The following is a 16022-nucleotide window of genomic DNA, read 5'->3' on the forward strand; positions in this document are numbered from 1 at the left end:
GTCCTCGCGTATCGGGCCGGGTCGCCCTATCTAGCGACGATGACGCACATCGCCCGCCTCGACAGTCGTTCCCTGATCCGGGTCGCCGGGCCAGACGCCCGGCCGTTCCTGCACAATCTGCTGACCCAGGACGTCGAGACGTTGGAGGACGGCGATGTGCGGTTCGGGGCCCTGCTGTCGCCGCCGGGACGGCTGCTGTTCGACCTGTTCCTGATCGGTGAGGCGGATTCGGTGCTTCTGGACGTGGCGGCGGAGCGGCGCGAGGCCCTGGTCCAGCGACTGTCGATGTATCGGCTGCGCGCGCAGGTGGAGGTCACCTCCGACGAAAGCGCAGTCTTCGCCAGTTGGCCTGAGGTGGCGCCGGGATTCGTGGTCGATCCGCGGCTGAGCGCGCTCGGCGGACGGGGGTACGGCGGCGTCGCCACGGTGACGGCGACCAAAGCCGACTATGATGCGCATCGGCTGGCGCTCGGCGTACCCGACCCGTTTGCGGACGCCGGGTCTGACCGCACCTATCCGATCGAGGCCAACCTCGACCTGCTGAACGGGATCGACTTCGCCAAGGGCTGTTTCGTCGGTCAGGAGACGACGTCGCGAATGAAGCGGCGCGGGACGATCAAGAACCGGATGCTGCCGCTCGCCTTCGACGGCCCTACCCCGACCTTCGGGGCCGAGGTGCTGAGCGGCGAACGGCGCGCGGGCGAGGTGCTGAGCGGCGCTACGAACGCGGCGATCGGACTGATGCGGCTCGACCGGTCGCAGGGCGAGCTGACGATCGACGGGGTGTCGGCGCGGGCGTGGCGGCCGGACTGGATGCCGGAGTGGCAGTCGCCCGAGGCGTAGGCGCGGCCAGGCCGAACATGACGGCCAGCCGCTCGCGCTTGCGGATCAGGGCGTCGCGAGCCAGGGCGGCGGCCTTGGACGCATCGTCGTCGAGCCGGGCCAGGGCCTTTTCGATCGAGCCGTCGGCGCGGACGGTCTGGGTGTCCTCGACGAACTCCTGTTCCGGGCAGCCGCCGCCGAAGGCCCAGTAGCGACGGCCGGCGGTCTCGGCGGTTTCCAGCACACAGCGCCGTTCGGGGGCGAGCGACAGCCACATCACCGCGCGGAAGTCGGCCAGGGCACTGCCGGCGAAGTCGTCGTGACCCAGCAGGCCGCCCGAGGCCGAGGTGGTGTCCACGGTCTGCAGACCCTCGCGGACCACGACGTTGCGGGCATCGCCGACGCGCTGCATCCGGTTGATCTGTTGCGATATCTGCAGCGCCCGGTCGCGCTGGGAGGCATAGAGGGTGAACCTCTGGCCGGTCGGCAGGATGCGGGGGAAGGTCGCCTCGAACTCGTCCACCCCGACGTCGGGGGCGGCGAAGACCACCTCGTTGAACATAGGGGGGCGACCCGGCGTGCGGGCGGCGATGACGTCGAGCGCCCGCTCCAGCACCCGGTTTCCCATCGAATGCGCGACGAGGTGGACACGCCCGGCCCCCGTGCGATTGGCGACGTCGGTCAGGAAGTCGGCGACCTCGTTCAGCAGGGCTCTGTCGGCCACGGCGCGGGTATCGGCCTGATAGCCCAGCAGACTGGCCCGCGACGGCCAGGAATAGAGAATCGGCGCGCCGTCCAGGTTCATGTCCACAGCCAGCTGCGCCGTGCGGATCGCCGCCCCCTCGAACGAGGTGTTGTAGCCATGGATGAAGACGAAGACCTCCTTGCGCTCGGTCCCCGCCACCACGCTGGACACCCGGTTGAAGAAGGCGTCGCGGTCGGTCACCGGCGTCACGCTGTTCAGGATCATGTGCTTGTTGGGGTCGGGCCGGAACTCCAGGGTCCAGATCGAGGGCCGGGGGATGGACCCCGGCGCGCGGTCGCGCGGCACGCTGACCTCCGCGACGCCGAAGCTGAGTGGCGCACGATCTCCGCCGAACATCCCGGCCGGCGTCAGCTGACCGGTCCGGGCCCGGTGGGTGGCATAGTAGACGTCGATCAGGTCGAAGTTGGACGCGCCGTCCGCCGGGGCCGCGCGGGTGCCGAGCGGGTTCAGGTTGGCGGCGCGGCGGGCGGCGTCGAGCTCGGCGCGATAGGGAGCCAGGTTCGGATTGTTTGCGCCATAGACGCTCTCACGGATCTCGTAGGCCCTCAGAAACCAGTCGGCCTTCAGGCTGGGTTCGGTGGCCAGACGCCCGACTGCCTCCAGCGGCTCGATCATGGACACGTGGCCCTGCCCCCGGAACTGCAGGATGGAGACCAGGGCCTGCACGTAGGCGGCGGTCGCGTCGCCCTTCAGGCCGGCATTCTCATAGGCTTCGGCGAGGGCCAGCTGGAATTCGATCAGGGTGTCGGGGTCGGTCGCGCGCAACCGGTCGATCAGGTCGCGGTCCATAGCGGCGACGCGCAGGGCGGCGATGTCGCCCTGGTCCATGGCCTGGGCCACGGCCTCCAGCGAAACCGGGCTTGCCTCGGCAGCGGCGGGTGTGGGCTGCGGCGGCGTCTGGGCCTGAGCGCCCGTCCCGGCCAGCAGGGCACCGATCATCGCGACGGCGGTCCAGATCCTGATCGTCATGGCGGCGCTTCCCCAAGTCTTCCCCGAGCCGATCCTGTGCCAGATTTTTCCTGACGACCACGACTTTCCGAACATGACGGCGATAGGATGAGGGATGGCTGAAGCCCCGGATGACTCGAATCCTCGAGCCAGACATGCCATCCGCGCCCGCACCCATCGGAGAGCCCATGCGACTGCTGGACCTGAGCCACACGATCGAAGGCGGGATGATCACCTACAAGGGGCTGCCCGCGCCACTGATCTGCGACCACCTCAGCCGCGAAGCGTCGCGCGGAAACTATGATGCCGGGGCCGAGTTCCAGATCGGGCGGATCGACATGGTCGGGAATACGGGAACCTACCTGGACTCCCCCTTCCACCGCTACGCGGACGGCGACGACCTGAGCGCCCTGCCTCTTGAGCGCCTGGTTTGTCTGCCGGGTGTCACCGTCAGGGCAAAAGACATCCAGGCTGTGGATGTCGAGGCGTTCCGTGGTCTGGATCTTCTAGGCAAGGCCGTGCTGATCCATACCGGCTGGGATCAACACTGGCGGACCGATGCCTATTTCGAGGACCATCCGTTCGTGACGGAACAGGCGGCGCGATATCTGGTCGAGGCCGGGGCGACACTGGTCGGCATCGATTCCCACAATATCGACGACACCCGCGGCAAGGCCCGGCCGGTCCACACCGTGCTGCTGGGCGCGGGCATCGCGATCGTCGAACACATGCGTGGCCTCGAGGCCCTGCCTGACCACGGTTTCCGCTTCAGCGCCGCGCCACCCAAGATCACCGGTTTCGGGACCTTTCCGGTCCGTGCCTTCGCAGAGGTTCCATGACTCCGATCCATCGCTGCGCCTGGTGCGGGACCGACCCGCTCTATGTCGCCTATCACGACACCGAATGGGGGGTGCCCGAGTATGATGCCCGGGCCCTGTGGGAAAAGCTGGCACTGGACGGATTTCAGGCGGGGCTGGCCTGGATCACCATCCTGAGGAAACGCGAGACCCTGCGCGCCGCCTTCGACGGTTTCGATCCTGAAAAGGTCGCCCGCTACGACGACATCGACCGGGCACGGCTGCTGGCCGATCCGGGCATCATCCGCTCGCGGGCCAAGATCGATGCGACGATCCGGGGTGCGCAGGTCTGGCTGGACATGCGCGACGGCGGCGAGGACTTTTCCGCCTGGCTGTGGTCGTTCGTGGACGGTCGGCCGGTGCAGGGCAGCCCCGTTGGACTGACCCAGAGCGATGCCTCGGTCGCCATGGCCAAGGCGTTGAAAAAACGCGGGTTCAACTTCTGCGGACCGGTGATCGTCTATGCCTTCATGCAGGCCACCGGCATGGTCAACGATCACGTCTCGTCCTGCTTTCGCTGCGAGGAAGTTCGTGCGATGGGCGAGCCATGAATGCCCCGAAGGCTCCGACAACCCGCAAACCCAAGACGCCTGCGCGACCATTTCCGACGCTGACGCTGGAGACCCTGCTGGCCCAGTCGGCGGGCGGGCTCGTCTGTGGCGTGGACGAAGCGGGTCGCGGGCCGTGGGCCGGGCCGGTTTCGGCGGCGGCGGTGATCCTGAACCCCGGTGACGTGCCCCCGGGCATCGACGACTCCAAGGCCCTGACCCATGCCCGGCGAGAGGCGCTGGAGATCGAGATCAAGGCGCGCGCGGTCGCCTGGGCCGTCGGCTTCGCCTCGGTCCAGGAAATCGCCGAGCTGAACATCCTGCATGCCACGGGCCTGGCCATGTGCCGCGCGGTCGAGGGGCTGGGCCAGCCGGTCGCGGCGGCCCTGGTGGACGGGAACTACCGATTCAAGCTGCCCTGCGAGGTCCAGACCGTGATCGGCGGCGACGGCCTGTCCTTGTCGATCGCGGCGGCCTCCATCCTGGCCAAGACCGCGCGCGACCGGCTGATGGTCGAGCTGGACGCGACCTATCCCGGATACGGATTCGCCAGCCACAAGGGCTACAATGCGCCGATCCACCAGGCGGCGCTGAAGGCCATGGGCCCCTGCCCCGCCCACCGGGGTGCCTGGGCCCCCATTCGGGCCCTGCTCAAGGCCGAGCGGATCGCTGACGTTTCGGCCTGACCGACGGATCAGATCGCCGGCCTGATCCACACCGCAACGGGTCGCCCCGCCATGGCCGGCGGCGGAGTCAGCGTCGTGGTTCCGGCGGCTAGCGCGGCCTCGAGCGGAGTGCCGTCCTCCCCGATCCAGACGGCTCTCGCCGCGTCGCCGAGCGGTTGCGAGAGGGTGACGACGCCACCGTCCAGGCTGTAGGTCAACGACGCCCCGCCTCCTGCACCGAGGCTCCATGCCTTGGCGGTCTCGGTGACCGGGCCCGATACTGACCGCATCGTCTCGCGAACCGTCGCCGGGACGATCTGCTCGACGGCACGGCTGAGGCCCGGCCAGACGTCCTCGGCCCCGACGACCACGAGACCGCCGCGCCGGTCGCGGTACTCGCGATAGAGCCGATAGCGCATCTCCGGCGTCGACCGCCAAAGCGCCTGACGCGCGGCGCCGACATCCGCCTCCGCCACGCCGACGAGGTCTTCGGGCCTCGCGATCGCGTCGACCTGTTCGCGCGGTGCCTTGTTAATCCCGCCGACGACGGCGAACAGGCTGCCGTCCGGGCGATAGGCCCAGTGATGGATCTCGATCCCGTCGACGATGCGCGACCGGACCGGATCATCCAGTACGGCATCGACCTGATGCTTCGGCGCCTCCAGCACGACGTGAAGCGACGTTCCGGTTTCGGCCTCCCAGGCGGCGATGGTGTCCAGCCAGAAGCGGGTGAACTCCAGGGGCCCGGTGTATTCGGGATCCAGACCGATGACGACGTTGGGGCGGTCCTTCAGCACATCCAGGGTATGCCGGATATACAGTCGGTGAAGGTCGCGACGCATTGGGTCGGACACGTCCCAGAACACGGTGGCGGCCGGAACCTCGTTCGGCATGCCCGTCGCCTGGATGGCGTTCATCGGCCGCCACGGGAAGTCGACATAGTGCGACCGGCTCTCCAGCAGCCAGTGCTGCATGTACATCTGGTGATACAGGACCACGCCCCGCTGCGCCGCCAGGTCGGCGAAGGTCTGGATGCGGTCGAAGAACCACGGATTGAAGCGGGTCAGGTCGTACTGGCTGAGCCCGTCCCAGGCGCGGCCGGTTCCGCTGCGGGCCCAGGGAAGCTCCATGAAGGGGCCCCAGACCTCTCCGTCCTTCTGGTCCGGCGAGCCGTAGAAGTCATGATCGACGCGGCGCCGGTCGTACCAGAGGCCGTAGTTGTGGGACACCACGTCGCCGGTGTTCAACGAGGCCGCCAGGGCCGGCAGGTCGTCGGTCAGGCCGCCCCCCTCCAGCCCCGGAGCGAACCGGGTCAGGGCAGGGCCGAAGGCCGGGGCCAGGGCGGGCACCATCTGGGCCTGGAAGAAGGAGAAGCCCAGGACACGCCGCCAGGCTGGCCGGCCGTCGATCACGAACTGGCCGTCGACGATGGTCAGCGGGTGGCTCTCGGCCGTCGGGTGGGCCGTGCGGGCATAGGCCACGACCTCGGCCTCGGTCAGACGCCGGGCATTCGGGGGTACCGGGGACAAGGTTACGGGCGCGAGCGCGGCAAGGGCGGCAGGGCCCAGCCGGGTCTCCAACTGGGCGCGGTAGAGGCTTGGCGGCTGCTGCGGCGTGGCGCGATAGAAGTCGCGACCGGGCTGGATGCGGGGATCCTCGATCACGCCGTCGCCGGAGACCTCGCCGCGACAGCCGACGGCGGCGTTTAGCGCGCCCGGCGGGCTGCGGACATCGACCTCCGTCGCCTCGCAGTTCCACAGCAGGGAGTTGGCCGCGGACCAGCCCGCGCCCTGGGCATCGCGTCCCCGGTGAGTGAGGTTGAGGCCGCCGCCGCGCACCTTGACGCCGTCAAACAGGGCCCCCGAGGCCCAGCTTTCGAGGGGACCGGAATCGCCGTGGGCGTCGATGGCGGTGCAGTCGAGGAAGACATTCGGCCCAGCTGCAGTGTGCCCCAAGGCGAAGTCGTGGATGCCGTCGCGGCTGTCGCAGCGCACGAACAGCGCCTGTTGCCCGGCGGTGTAGAAGACGCGGCGACGCAGGCCGCCGAGCTCCGACACCGGCCGGGCCGCCGAGACGTCCTGGACCGTCACCCGGCGGCTGGTCGCGCCCAGATCGACGACGTAGCTTGCAAAGCCCTCCGCCGCGACGTTGCGGATCCAGACATCCTCGGCGCGGTCCACGGCGATGGCGAACCAGCTATGGTCCTCGTCCAGCGGACGGGCGGGATCGGAGGCGGAAACCAGTTTCAGCCCCTCGACCCCGACTTCGCTCAACCGGGCCGCCGACGGACCCTTGCGCAGAACCCCGCCGCCCCAGACCGCCTCGATGGCCGTGGTCAAGGGGGCGTCGAGCGTCACGGTCCGACCGTCGATGGCCGTGATCCGGCGATCCCAGACGATGTCGCGCGACCCTGGCTTCCAGTTCAGTCGCCCCTCGGGCCGCCAACCCTGAAACGCGTCCATGCCCAGGTGGGTGATCCAGTCGGCCGTACTGGGTCGCGTCACGGTGACGGCATCACCGACCCGCAGGCCGGCGACGGTGTCGAGGGTGACGGAACGGGTCCCGACAGGGGCCTCGGCGATGGTGTGTTCGACGTCCCCCGCGACGACGGCCTCATCAGTCGCCGCGATGGCGATCAGGGCGCGGCGGTCATGGCCGGTGGCGATCAGCACGGAGCCGGCCTCGCCCGCCCCGGCCCCGCGCAGCACCACCCCGCTCGCTTCGATGCGAACCTGGCCGGCGATCTCGAAGTCGCCCGGAGCCAGCTGGACCACGCCGCGATGACCCTGGGAGTCCGCCGACATCTGCTCGACGATGCGAATGGCAGCCATGATCCGGTCGGTGTCGTCGCCGGGAGCCGGCTCGACGATCAGGGTCGCGGGCTGTACCGGGGGGGCCACGCCGCCGCCCCGATATCCGGCATGCGAAAAGTCGATCCGGGGCGCGCGCCATCCAGCCAGAATCCCGGTCTCGGCGGCTTGCGCGCCCCCGACCAGCATCACTGCCAGACCCGCGATGATCGCCACAAAACTCAGACGCATCTAGCTTTCCCACTCGCAGTCATGTCTATTCGCTCCATCCGCCGGGCCCGCCCGCGCCTAGAGACCGCCGCAGAGTGGTCAGAGGAAATCCAGTGATCCCGATGCCCAGTACCGCCGCGTCACAGCAGTTTCGCACCAAAATGACACCGCTTACCAGACGTTCCTCGCTCTCCCTTTTTCTGGGCGGAGTGGCCATGTCGGCTGTGTCCTCAGGGCGTGCCGTTGCGCAGACAAATGAGGAGGCCGCGCCGCTCGGACGCGAGTGGTCCCACATGAAATGGGCGCGCGGAATCGAGAACCAGAGGAAGGCTGACCTCGGAAACGGGACCTTCCTCAACCCCATCCTCGCCGGCGATCACCCGGACCCGTCGATCCTGAAGGACGGCGACGACTACTACATGACCTTCTCGTCGTTCGAGTCGGTGCCGGGCATCCACATCTGGCATTCCCGGGACCTGGTGAACTGGCAACCAGTGGTCGCGGCCCTGACCAGGAACATCGGCTCGGTGTGGGCCCCCGAGCTGTGCAAACATGACGGCCGGTTCTTCGTCTACATCCCCGCCCGCTTCCCCGACTATCGCTCCAGCTATGTGATCTGGGCCGACCGGATCGAGGGGCCGTGGTCCGATCCGGTCGATCTGAAACTGCCCGCCCATATCGATCCGGGCCACATCGTCGGCGAGGACGGCAAGCGCTACCTGTTCCTGTCGGGCGGCGACATGGTCGAACTGACCGACGACGGCATGGCCACGGTCGGCGAGATCAAGCACGTCTATGACCCGTGGCACTATCCGGAAAACTGGATCGTCGAGAGCTTCTCGCCCGAGGGCCCCAAGGTCATGCGGCACGGGGAGTATTTCTACATGATCACCGCCGTGGGCGGCACCTCGGGCCCGCCGACCGGCCATATGGTCATCGTCGCACGGTCGAAGTCGGTCCATGGGCCGTGGGAAGACGATCCCGCCAACCCGATCGTTCGGACCGCCTCAGGAGCCGAGAAGTGGTGGTCGCGCGGCCATGCGACTCTGGTCGAGGGCCCGGCAGGCGACTGGTGGATGGTCTATCACGGCTACGAGAACGCCTACTGGACCCTGGGGCGGCAGGCTCTGCTGGATCCCATCGAATGGACCGGGGACGGCTGGTTCCGGGCCAAGGGCGGCGACCTGGCCGCCCCCCTGCCCAAGCCCGCAGGCGGCGAGGCCGTGCCCCACGGCATGGCCCTGTCTGACGACTTCTCGACCGACAAGTTCGGCCTGCAATGGAGCTTCTACGCGCCGGAAGCCGAGGAAAAGTCCCGGCTGCGCCGCGAGAACGGCGTCCTTCACATGCGCGCCAAGGGCACAGCGCCCTCGTCCTGCTCGCCCCTGACCTTCGTGCAGGGCGATCAGGCCTATGAGATCACCTGCGAGATCGATGTCGATCCGGGCGTCACCGCCGGGCTGATCATGTTCTACGACCGCGAACTCTATGCCGGGGTCGGGTTCGACAAGGACCGGTTCGTGACCCACCAGTACGGGATCGAGCGCGGCCGCCCGGCCAATCCGTTCGGCACGAAGATGCATCTGCGGATGACCAACGCCTACAATGTGCTGTTCTTCGACAGCAGCGCGGACGGGGTGACCTGGCGGCGGTTCGACCGGCATATGGAGGTGTCCGGTTATAACCAGAACGTCCGCAACGGCTTCATGATGCTGAGACCCGGGATCTACTCGGCCGGGAACGGCGAGGCGCGGTTCAGGAACTTCACCTTCAGGGCCCTCTGAGATGCTGAACCGTCGCACCTGGCTGCTGACCGCCGCCGCCCTGCCCCTGCTGCCCGCCGTGCCTGCGTTCGCGGCGGAGGCGACGCCCGAGACGGTCAGGGCCGCCATGGCCAAGGCGACCCGCTTCATGACCGACAAGGTGGCGGTGGGGGGCGGCTATGTTTGGTCCTATCTCGCCGATTTCTCACGGCGGTGGGGTGAGATGGAGGCCTATCCGTCGATGATCTGGACCCAGGCGCCGGGCACGCCGGAGATGGGCCAGACCTTCCTCGACGCCTGGCACGCCACTGGCGACGAGATGTACTATGCGGCGGCCGAGAGCACGGCGGCCGCCCTGATCGCGGGCCAGCATCCGTCGGGCGGCTGGAACTATATCATCGACACGGCGGGCGAGGAGTCGCTGAAGCGCTGGTACGAGACGATCGGCAGGAACGGATGGCGGCTCGAGGAATTCCAGCACTACTACGGCAACGCCACGTTCGACGATCATGCGACGGTCGAATGCGGGCGGTTCCTGCTGCGCCTGCACCTCGAAGAGGGCGATCCGAAGTACCGCGCCGCCACCGACAAGGCCGTCGATTTCATCCTGGAGAGCCAGTATCCGAACGGCGGCTGGCCGCAGCGATATCCGCGCATGGGCGCGTTCTCGAACCACGGCCGTCCCGACTACACCGGCTTCATCACCCTGAACGACGAGGTCGCCGAGGAGAACATCAGTTTCCTGCTGCTGGTGCTCCAGCAGTTGAAGGACGAGCGGGTGCGGGCGCCCGTGGTCAAGGCGATGGAGTTGATCCTAGCTTTGCAACAGCCGGCGCCGACGCCCGGCTGGGCCATGCAGTACACGCTCGACCTGAAACCCTCTGGCGCACGGACCTATGAACCGGCGGCGATTACGCCCCACGGCACGGCGGCCGCGATCGGCCAGTTGCTCGACTACTATGGCCAGACCGGCGAGCGAAAATATCTGGCGCGCATCCCCGAGGCGATCGATTGGCTCGCCAGTGTCGAGATCCCTGCGGACAAGCGACCGGCCAGCGGCCTGAACTTCTATCGCAACTACGAACCTGGCACAGCTCGGCTGATCGGAACGCACCGGCGGGGCTCGAACGCCCAGAACGGCGAATACTGGTCGGACTTCAACACCAGCGACACCCGCGCCGAGAAACGGGTCGATGTGCCGGCCCTGCGTGCGCGGTTCGACCGGACGGCGGCCCTGTCCACCGAGGCGGCGACGGCGGCCTCGGTGCTGATGGGGCGCGCACCCTCTCTGCTGCCCCGCTATGTCGTCACGCGAGCGGTCGGCGGGTCGGATCTGAACATCACGGCGGCCCGGACCCAGTCGGCCAACGATGCGGCCGTGCTGATCGGCGAGTTGAACACCGAGGGCTACTGGCCGCTGGAACTGCGCACTACCAGCCATCCCTATCGGGGCGACGGCCCGCCGGCACCGCCGCCCGGCTTCGTCGATCGTGGTCAGGTCGGCGACGAATGGGACACCTCACCGTTCACCGAACCGACCGGGCCAATTGGAATATCGACCGGGCTTTACATCAACAACATGAGCCGGTTGATCGGGTATCTTGAGGCACACAAGTAGGACGGCCCGGGCCTGACGTCATGTCAGGCGACATCGTGACGCCTTGATCGACGGCCATCCGGTCTTAGGTTGACGCACACCTTCCAACGACCGGCTCGACATGGCGGACATGAGAGACATCTTCCGGATCTCGGCCCATTATCCGACGTCGGGTGCTCGGCTGGCGGACCTGATTGTCCACCTGACAGGCCTGACCCTGGCCCTGTTCGGCGGCGGGGTGCTGCTGGGCCTGTCGGTGTCGCGCGGCGACGTCGGCCTGATCGCGGCGACCAGCGTCTATGCCGCCGGATTGCTGGCCATGCTGGGGTTCTCGACCGCGTACAATTTCGCCGCGCCCCGGTTCCAGCCGATCATGCGACGGCTGGATCACGCCGGCATCTTCCTCATGATCGCGGCCTCCTACACGCCCTTCACCACCCACACCCTGACCGGCGCGTGGGCCTGGGCTATGACCGGGGCAGTGTGGGGGCTGGCGACGCTGGGGGCGCTGGGCAAGCTGTTCCTGCCGGGCCTCGGCAAGGGCTTCTGGGTCGCTATCTACATCGCCCTGAGCTGGCTGGTGCTGATCGCCTTCCAGCCCATGCTGGCGCACGGATCCTGGGTCGCCCTGCTGCTGCTCGGCATCGGCGGCCTCGTCTATACGACCGGCGTCCTGTTCTACGTGCAGAAGCGGCTCAAGTATTTCCGCGCCATCTGGCACGGCCACGTGGTCGCCGCCGCCAGCGTCCACTGGGTCGCGGTACTGGTCGGAGTGGTTCTGGCCGCCAAGGCCTGAGGCCCCGTTTCAGACGCCCTGGAACTGTCGCTCGAACCGACCCAGGGCCTGAGGCGCTAGGCGGACCGTCAGGTGGGTGCGGCCCTCCTCATCGGTATCCCTGCCCGTGACCCGTCCATGCTCGTAGAGCCAGGCCAGGGCCTCGCCCTGTGACGGCGACAGGATCAACTCGGTCTCGGGATCATCGTCGATCAGGGTGGTGATCCGCTGGCGCAGGGTCTCGATCCCCTCACCCGTCCAGGCCGAGACGGCGACGGCGCGACCCTCGACCGACAGGCGTTCGGCCTGTCCAAGGATGGTCTCGCGGGTGTCGTCGTCGAGCAGGTCGATCTTGTTCCAGACCTCGAGGATGCGACGGTTCTTGCCCTCGGGAATCTCGATCTGTTTCAGCACCGCCTCGACATCCTTCGACTGGGCGTCGGAATCAGGACTGGCGATGTCGCGGACATGCAGGATCAGGTCGGCCTCGCCTACCTCTTCCAGGGTCGCGCGGAAGCTCTCGACCAGTTCGTGCGGCAGGTCGGAGATGAACCCCACCGTGTCGGCGACGATGGCGGGCCGGCCCTGCGGCAGGCGGATCGTCCGCTGGGTCGTGTCCAGGGTGGCGAACAGCAGGTCCTTGGCCAGGACCTCGGACCCCGTCAGCCTGTTGAACAGGGTCGATTTGCCGGCGTTGGTATAGCCGACGAGGGCGATGGTCGGGAACGGGACCTTCTGGCGCTGTTTCCGGTGCAGGCCGCGAGTGCGGCGCACCTCCTCCAGTTCGCCCTTCAGCTTGACGATCCGGTCGGCGATCAGGCGGCGGTCGAGTTCGATCTGCGTCTCGCCGGGACCGCCGGTCGAGCCGGTGCCGCCGCGTTGCCGCTCCAGGTGGGTCCAGGTCCGGACGAGGCGGGATTTCTCATAGTCCAGCCGGGCCAGTTCGACCTGCAGCCGGCCTTCCTTGGTGCGGGCACGACGACCGAAGATTTCGAGGATCAGGCCCGTGCGGTCGATGACCTTGCACTCCCATTCCTTCTCCAGATTGCGCTGCTGGACCGGCGTCAGGTCGTCATCGACGACGACGGCTTCTGCCTCTGCGGCGCGGACCAGGGCCGCCAGTTCCTCGACCTTGCCCGAGCCGAACAGGGTGGCGGGCGTGATCTTGCGGATACGCACGATCTCTTCGGCGCGGACATCAAGATCCAGCGCACGGGCCAGGCCCACGGCCTCTTGCAGGCGTTCCTCGGCCAGACGCGAACTGTCGCCGCGTCCGTCGGGATGGATGACGATGGCCCGGATGAGCGGGACGGAATGGTCGATCAGTTTTGAGGTCAAGAAGGCTCTGTCATTGATGATTGACGACGGTGCCTACCACAGACGCCGTCATCCTCGGGCTTGACCCGAGGATCGGACGATCCGCCCGTGTTGCCTAGATAGTGATGCACTGCCTGTGAGCCAAGCCGAAGGCATCACGCGCACGACATCCGGCCCTCGGTTGGGAGCATGAAGCCCGCATGCGGGCGCATGCGGATGGCCCGAGGGTTAACGGAGATCGGGGATACAATGTCGTTCACCCGGCGCCGGTTGGCGCTCAATCCTCGTCGGCTTCCGGCTCGTAGAGCTGGACCGGGGCCGAGGGCATGATGGTCGAGATGGCGTGCTTGTAGACCAGCTGCGACTGGCCGTCGCGGCGCAACAGCACGCAGAAATTGTCGAACCAGGTCACGATGCCCTGGAGCTTGACGCCGTTGACCAGGAAGATGGTCAGCGGGGTCTTGGTCTTGCGGACCGAGTTGAGGAAGGTGTCCTGAAGGTTCTGACGCTTGTCTTGCGACATGGCAGGTTTGTCCTGTTCTTGCTTGTTACGCCGCGTCGGGGAGAGCGCGGGTCCGGATCGATTGCCCGGCTCGCCCACCCTAGACGAGGGTTCGCGACCGCCGCAACCGTCCCGGTAGCTTATTCAGGGACTTGGCGGCCTCAGATCGCGTCGCGGCGGGTGTCGTCGATGTAGCGTTCGCGCAGACGCGTCGCGATCGGGCCGGGCTTGCCGTCGCCTATCCTGGTTCCGTCCAGCGACACCAGCGGCATGACGAAGGTGGACGACGCGGTAACGAAAACCTCCCGCGCCCGCTTGGCCTCCTCGACCGAGAAGGGGCGTTCGTCCAGTTCGACGCCTTCCTCGGCGATCATGGCCAGAAGCTGGGTCCGGGTGACGCCGCGCAGGATGTTGGCCTGGGTGTCGCGCGTGCGCAGCTTGCCGTTCTCGTCCACGATCCAGGCGTTGGTCGAGGAGCCTTCCGTGACCAGACCCATCTCGTCGTACATCAGGCACTCATAGGCACCGGCTTCGCGTGCCGCCTGTTTGGCCAGGACGTTGGGCAACAGGCCCACGGTCTTGATGTCGCAACGGCCCCAGCGGATGTCGGGGCGGGTGACACCGGCCGCGCCCTTGGCGGCCAGGGCCTCGCCCTTGCGCAGGTCGATGCGCTTGGCGGTAACGACGACGCTGGGCGGGGTGTCGATCGGAAACGCGTGGTCGCGGGGCGCCGTGCCCCGGCTGACCTGCAAGTACAGGATGCCGTTGGTCACCCGGTTTCTCCGGATGGTCTCGTCCAGCACCCGCTTGAGCGCCTGTTTCGTCATCGGGATCGGGATCTTCAGCTCGGTCAGGCTGCGATGCAGGCGGGTCATGTGCCCGTCCAGATCGCCCAGCCGGCCGTCGAACACCGACCAGACCTCATAGACGGCGTCGGCGAACTGATAGCCGCGATCCTCGATATGGACCGTGGCCTGGCTGTGCGGCAGATAGTTTCCGTTGACGTAGGCGACCCGCGACATCAGTCGATACTTCCTTCTTCGTCGTCGCCGCCGCGCGAGGGCGACACGCCCAGCGACTTCAGCTTTCTGTGCAGCGCGGAACGCTCCATGCCGATGAATGCGGCCGTGCGCGAGATATTTCCGCCGAAACGCATGATCTGGGCCGCCAGATATTCGCGCTCGAACACCTCGCGGGCCTCGCGCAACGGCAGGGCGATGGTGCGTTCGGCACCCGCCCCGCCACCGGAAGAACCCGAGGCGACCTCCTGAGGCAGCATCTCGGCAGAGATCGGGTCGGCGATGTCGCCGGTGGCCAGGATCAGCAGGCGTTCGACGTTGTTCCGCAGCTGGCGTACATTGCCGGGCCAGGGATTGACCTGAAGGACCGCGATCGCGTCGTCGCCCAAGGTCCGGCGTGGCAGCCCCTGCGAGGCGCTCAGGGTGTCGATGAAGTACTCCACCAGCTCCTGAATGTCCTCGCGCCGTTCGGCCAGGGCCGGTACCCGGATAGGCACGACGTTCAGGCGGTGGAACAGGTCTTCGCGGAACCGGCCCTCGGTGATCTCGATCTTGAGGTCGCGCGAGGTCGAGGTCACCACCCGGACATCGACCTGGACATCCTGTTCGCCGCCGACGCGGCGGAACCGCTGTTCGACCAGGACACGCAGGATTCGGCTCTGGCTTTCGCGCGGCATGTCGCCGACATCGTCCAGATACAGGGTGCCGTTATGGGCGCGCTCGAAGACGCCGATCTTGCGTGGCCGGCCGTCGTGGCCCTCCTCGCCGAACAGCTCCAGATCGAGGCGTTCGGGCGTCATCCCGGCGGCCGAGATGGCGACGAACTCGCCGCGCGCACGCGGGCTGGCCTCGTGGATCTGGCGCGCGACCAGTTCCTTGCCGGAGCCGGGAGGGCCGGAGATCAGCACGCGGCTATTGGCCGGCGCGACCTTGGCGATCGTCGTGCGCAGGATCTGGGCGGCGGCGGAGCGGCCGATCAGGCCGGTCGGCACCGAGGCCTGGGCCCGCAGACGGCGGTTCTCGCGCTTCAGGCTGGCCGCTTCCAGCGCGCGCTGAATGACGACCACGAGGCGGTCGGACTTGAACGGCTTTTCGATGAAGTCATAGGCACCGCGCTTCAGGGCGCTGACCGCCGTCTCGATGTTGCCGTGGCCAGAGATCATGACGACGGGCAGGTCGGCGTCCAGCGCCTTGACCATGTCGAGCAGTTCCAGCCCATCCATGCCGCCGCCCTGCATCCAGATGTCGAGCACCAGCAAGGTCGGCTTCCTCGCCCGGATGCCCGCCAAGGCCTCCTCGGCATTGGAGGCGACGCGGACGGCGTGGCCCTCGTCTTCCAGCAGGCCAGAGACCAGCTCGCGGATGTCCGCCTCATCGTCGACGACCAGAATATCAGCTCCGGTGGATCGCATATCGCCTCGCT

Annotated in this window: 12 protein-coding genes and 1 pseudogene; 7 read left to right on the forward strand and 6 right to left on the reverse strand. The window is 67.6% G+C overall.

Annotated features, from left to right (window positions below; genetic code table 11):
- The first annotated feature begins 39 nt into the window (after positions 1-39).
- The gene (locus JHC99_RS02380) at positions 40-843 is read left to right on the forward strand and encodes a folate-binding protein (RefSeq protein WP_292151904.1); all 804 of its coding nucleotides are present in this window, start codon (positions 40-42) and stop codon (positions 841-843) included.
- Between the two features lie 289 nt (positions 844-1132).
- On the opposite strand, the pseudogene JHC99_RS18725 reads toward JHC99_RS02380, so the two are convergent.
- Positions 1133-2698: pseudogene (locus JHC99_RS18725) on the reverse strand (alpha/beta fold hydrolase); the annotation flags it as partial.
- A gap of 26 nt (positions 2699-2724) precedes the next feature.
- Between JHC99_RS18725 and JHC99_RS02390 the strand changes: the two are divergent.
- From JHC99_RS02390 to JHC99_RS02400, 3 genes are read left to right on the forward strand one after another with little or no spacing between them, the layout of a single operon-like run.
- Complete coding sequence (locus JHC99_RS02390) at positions 2725-3375, forward strand: cyclase family protein (protein WP_292151867.1); 651 nt, start codon at positions 2725-2727, stop codon at positions 3373-3375.
- On the forward strand, positions 3372-3944 hold the full coding sequence (locus JHC99_RS02395) for a DNA-3-methyladenine glycosylase I (protein ID WP_292151868.1): 573 nt from the start codon (positions 3372-3374) through the stop codon (positions 3942-3944). The genes JHC99_RS02390 and JHC99_RS02395 overlap by 4 nt, the downstream gene beginning before the upstream one ends.
- Positions 3941-4627, forward strand: a complete 687-nt coding sequence (locus JHC99_RS02400) for a ribonuclease HII (RefSeq protein WP_292151869.1) — start codon at positions 3941-3943, stop codon at positions 4625-4627. Before JHC99_RS02395 ends, JHC99_RS02400 begins: the two co-directional genes overlap by 4 nt.
- A gap of 8 nt (positions 4628-4635) precedes the next feature.
- On the opposite strand, the gene JHC99_RS02405 is transcribed toward JHC99_RS02400, so the two are convergent.
- A complete protein-coding gene (locus JHC99_RS02405) occupies positions 4636-7647 on the reverse strand; it encodes a DUF6298 domain-containing protein (RefSeq protein WP_292151870.1) in 3012 nt (1003 codons plus the stop codon).
- A 272-nt stretch (positions 7648-7919) separates the two neighbouring features.
- On the opposite strand from JHC99_RS02405, the gene JHC99_RS02410 reads away from it, so the two are divergent.
- From JHC99_RS02410 to JHC99_RS02420, 3 genes are all read left to right on the forward strand, one after another.
- Positions 7920-9410 carry a family 43 glycosylhydrolase gene (locus tag JHC99_RS02410; protein WP_292151871.1) on the forward strand — a complete coding sequence of 497 codons (1491 nt, stop codon included), beginning with the start codon at positions 7920-7922 and terminating at the stop codon, positions 9408-9410.
- Between the two features lies 1 nt (position 9411).
- Positions 9412-11007, forward strand: a complete 1596-nt coding sequence (locus tag JHC99_RS02415) for a pectate lyase (RefSeq protein ID WP_292151872.1) — start codon at positions 9412-9414, stop codon at positions 11005-11007.
- Between the two features lie 100 nt (positions 11008-11107).
- Entirely contained in the window at positions 11108-11782 is a 675-nt protein-coding gene (locus JHC99_RS02420) for a hemolysin III family protein (protein ID WP_292151873.1), read from the forward strand.
- A gap of 9 nt (positions 11783-11791) precedes the next feature.
- Here the strand turns inward: JHC99_RS02420 and hflX are convergent, their stop codons facing one another.
- The 4 genes from hflX to JHC99_RS02440 all read right to left on the reverse strand — a co-directional run bounded on the left by hflX (position 11792) and on the right by JHC99_RS02440 (position 16011).
- A complete protein-coding gene (gene hflX, locus JHC99_RS02425) occupies positions 11792-13099 on the reverse strand; it encodes a GTPase HflX (protein ID WP_292151874.1) in 1308 nt (435 codons plus the stop codon).
- Between the two features lie 256 nt (positions 13100-13355).
- Entirely contained in the window at positions 13356-13601 is a 246-nt protein-coding gene (gene hfq, locus JHC99_RS02430; RefSeq protein ID WP_013269198.1) for an RNA chaperone Hfq, read from the reverse strand.
- Between the two features lie 140 nt (positions 13602-13741).
- Positions 13742-14602 carry a D-amino-acid transaminase gene (locus JHC99_RS02435; RefSeq protein WP_292151875.1) on the reverse strand — a complete coding sequence of 287 codons (861 nt, stop codon included), beginning with the start codon at positions 14600-14602 and terminating at the stop codon, positions 13742-13744.
- A complete protein-coding gene (locus JHC99_RS02440) occupies positions 14602-16011 on the reverse strand; it encodes a sigma-54 dependent transcriptional regulator (RefSeq protein ID WP_292151876.1) in 1410 nt (469 codons plus the stop codon). The genes JHC99_RS02435 and JHC99_RS02440 overlap by 1 nt, the downstream gene beginning before the upstream one ends.
- Between the last annotated feature and the right edge of the window lie 11 nt (positions 16012-16022).

Origin of the sequence: Brevundimonas sp. (assembly GCF_016463485.1) — a bacterium.
In the GTDB taxonomy this organism is placed as follows: domain Bacteria; phylum Pseudomonadota; class Alphaproteobacteria; order Caulobacterales; family Caulobacteraceae; genus Brevundimonas.

What these genes read in the sequence shown, in the direction of transcription:
- JHC99_RS02380 (WP_292151904.1), top strand. Translation starts at nt 40, where the DNA reads ATGACGCACATCGCCCGCCTCGACAGTCGTTCCCTGATCCGGGTCGCC.
- JHC99_RS02390 (WP_292151867.1), top strand. Translation starts at nt 2,725, where the DNA reads ATGCGACTGCTGGACCTGAGCCACACGATCGAAGGCGGGATGATCACC.
- JHC99_RS02395 (WP_292151868.1), top strand. Translation starts at nt 3,372, where the DNA reads ATGACTCCGATCCATCGCTGCGCCTGGTGCGGGACCGACCCGCTCTAT.
- JHC99_RS02400 (WP_292151869.1), top strand. Translation starts at nt 3,941, where the DNA reads ATGAATGCCCCGAAGGCTCCGACAACCCGCAAACCCAAGACGCCTGCG.
- JHC99_RS02405 (WP_292151870.1), bottom strand. Translation starts at nt 7,647, where the DNA reads ATGCGTCTGAGTTTTGTGGCGATCATCGCGGGTCTGGCAGTGATGCTG.
- JHC99_RS02410 (WP_292151871.1), top strand. Translation starts at nt 7,920, where the DNA reads ATGAAATGGGCGCGCGGAATCGAGAACCAGAGGAAGGCTGACCTCGGA.
- JHC99_RS02415 (WP_292151872.1), top strand. Translation starts at nt 9,412, where the DNA reads ATGCTGAACCGTCGCACCTGGCTGCTGACCGCCGCCGCCCTGCCCCTG.
- JHC99_RS02420 (WP_292151873.1), top strand. Translation starts at nt 11,108, where the DNA reads ATGGCGGACATGAGAGACATCTTCCGGATCTCGGCCCATTATCCGACG.
- hfq (WP_013269198.1), bottom strand. Translation starts at nt 13,601, where the DNA reads ATGTCGCAAGACAAGCGTCAGAACCTTCAGGACACCTTCCTCAACTCG.
- JHC99_RS02435 (WP_292151875.1), bottom strand. Translation starts at nt 14,602, where the DNA reads ATGTCGCGGGTCGCCTACGTCAACGGAAACTATCTGCCGCACAGCCAG.
- JHC99_RS02440 (WP_292151876.1), bottom strand. Translation starts at nt 16,011, where the DNA reads ATGCGATCCACCGGAGCTGATATTCTGGTCGTCGACGATGAGGCGGAC.